This window comes from Methylobacterium sp. B1, from assembly GCF_000333255.1.
In the GTDB taxonomy this organism is placed as follows: Bacteria; Pseudomonadota; Alphaproteobacteria; order Rhizobiales; family Beijerinckiaceae; genus Methylobacterium; species Methylobacterium fujisawaense.
The window spans coordinates 1-2,358 of the sequence record NZ_BACT01000208.1 but is presented as its reverse complement, the minus strand read 5'-3'; the positions used below and the strand labels follow the sequence as shown (position 1 = coordinate 2,358).

Genomic DNA, 2,358 nt, shown 5'->3' with positions numbered 1-2,358 from the left:
CGCCGTGCGCGCACGTCAAGGCTTCCAGGGCGGGCCTCGGGATATTCCGCACGCGGGCGAAATGGTCGAGGTCGGCTCCTGCCTCGCTCACGTCGAGGAGGCCGGTGAGCGCCGCAGCATGATCCGGCGTGTCCAGCGCCGCGACCACCGCGCGTCGCCCCGGCGCCCAGGCTCCCCGGCGGGCTCCCTCGATGTCGATGACCCGGCCGCCGCCGAGCGTGCGGGCGGCGGACGCGTCGCGTAGCACAAAGCGGTCCCCGTGCAGCGCGCCGAGGCTGCCGTCGAGGGCGATCCGTGCGTGCGCCGCCGCGCCGGGCTCGACCGCGATTCCGGGTGACAGGAGCACCCGTCCGGTCACGGACGCCGCCCCGAGATGGATGTGGACGGGCGTGCGGTGACGCAGCGGACGCGCCTCGCCCGGCAAGACGCGCAGCGCCACGTCGAGATGGCTGGCGGGGCCGTGGAGTTGCGGCGCCAGGATCCAATCACCCCGGTGGATACCCGCGCGGGACAGGCGGGGACCGGACAGGTTGATGGCGCAGCGCTGACCGGCCTCCGCGACATCACACGGTTCGTTGCCGGCGCGCAGGCCCCGCACCCGCGCCTCGAACCCGCTGGGGGATACGACGAGATGATCGCCGACCCGGACGGCGCCGGCATGGATCGCCCCCGTGACGACGAGGCCGGCGCCGACGACAGTGAAACAGCGGTCGACCGCGAGCCGGAACTCTGTCCCGGCGGCCCCAGGGGACGGGCTGGCTGCAGCCTCTTCCAGGTACCGGGCGAGGTCGGCGATGCCGGTCCCGCGCAGCGCCGAGCAGGCGATCATGGGCGCTTGGACGGGCGCTTCGAGCGGCGCGTTGCCGGGTGCGTGCGCGAGGCCGGTGCCGGAGAGCGCGACGCGGACCTGCGCCTCGACTTCGGACAGGCGACGGTCGTCGACCCGATCGCTCTTGGTGATGGCGACGACCGCCCGGCGCAGGCCGAGCAAGTCGAGGATCGCGATGTGCTCGCGGGTCTGGGGCATCACGCCGTCGTCGGCTGCGACGACGATCAGCGCGAAGTCGACGCCCGTGGCGCCGGCCACCATCGTACGCACCAGCCGCTCGTGACCAGGCACGTCCACGAAGCCGACGGTTCGGGTCCCAAGACGCGTGTAGGCGAAGCCCAGATCGACGGTTATGCCGCGGGCCTTCTCCTCCGGCAGACGGTCGGCGTCGATCCCGGTGAGCGCCTTCACCAGAGCCGTCTTGCCGTGGTCGATATGGCCGGCGGTGACGACGATCACGCTGTGCTCGCTCCGGATCAGAACACTTTCCTGGGGTGGCGGCGCAGGAAGCCCCGCGCCGCCTGCCGCTTCAACCCCTGATCCGGGTCTCGGCAAGCTCCGACATGCATGTGTCGTAGGGCGTAAACGCCACGCGGTCCGACACGGCGAACAGCGTGTAGGGCGCGTACAGGAACAGGGCCTTGGCCTGGTCCTGCAGGTAGCGCTCGACCGCCCGCACCACCTCCTCCTGCTGCGGCTCGTGCGGCGTGTGCAGGAGCTTGTCGTAGAGGGCGTCGAAGTCCGGATCCTCCGGACCCTGGCGCAGGGTCGCGTCCTTCCCGAAGAACTCCCGGTGGACGCAGGCCACCGGATATTGCGGCGTCCAGTCGAAGTACCATTCGAGCTTGACGTCGAACTCCTCCGGCGGCTCCTCCTTGGCACTGACGAACCGGCAGCCGAGCCCGATCTTCGCGAGGCACTGCCCGATCGCCGCGACCACGCCCTCCCAGGCCGGCGAGGCGACGAACACGAGCTCCCGCCCCCCGATCCCGGCAGCCTCGAGGGCGCGCTTGGCGGCCTCGGGATCGTGCGGGAACGGCTTCATCTCCGGATCCGCCCCGTAACGGCCGGGCTGGATGAATGCCGGGATGACCGTGCCGTATCCGTGCGCGCCCTGGTGGAGCACGAACTCGCGGTCGATGGCGAGGTTCAAGGCCCGGCGGGCCTCCGGGTTGCGCCAAGGTGAGTCCGGACGATTCTCGTTGAAAACGCCCGTCAGGATCGTCTTCGCCTTCTTCGTCTGGATCTTTCCATGCTCGCTCGCCGGGAAGGCGTGCGCCTCGTCCGGTGTCAGATCGAAGACCACGTCGACCCGGCCGTCACCGGCCGCTACCGACTTGATGCCCTCCGCCTTGCCGATCACGTTGTCGTAGACGATCCGGACCGTCGGCTTGCGGTCGGGATTCCAGTAGGTCTCGTTGGGCTCCATGACCACGCGGTCGGAGCGCGAGTCGATCAGCGAGACGCCTTCGGTAAGCACGAACGGGCCAGTCCCCCACGGACCAGGCGCGTCGATCACTCACCAATGG

At 70.5% G+C, this 2,358-nt stretch carries 2 protein-coding genes; both read right to left on the bottom strand.

Annotation, left to right across the window (positions count from 1 at the left end):
• Positions 1–1,288: selenocysteine-specific translation elongation factor (selB, locus tag I53_RS05570; RefSeq protein ID WP_051044683.1), on the bottom strand; the 1,288-nt coding region annotated here is incomplete at its 3' end.
• 70 nt (positions 1,289–1,358) lie between these two features.
• Positions 1,359–2,348, bottom strand: coding sequence for an ABC transporter substrate-binding protein (locus tag I53_RS05565; protein WP_286009571.1), 990 nt, complete (start codon positions 2,346–2,348; stop codon positions 1,359–1,361).
• Positions 2,349–2,358 lie beyond the last annotated feature (10 nt).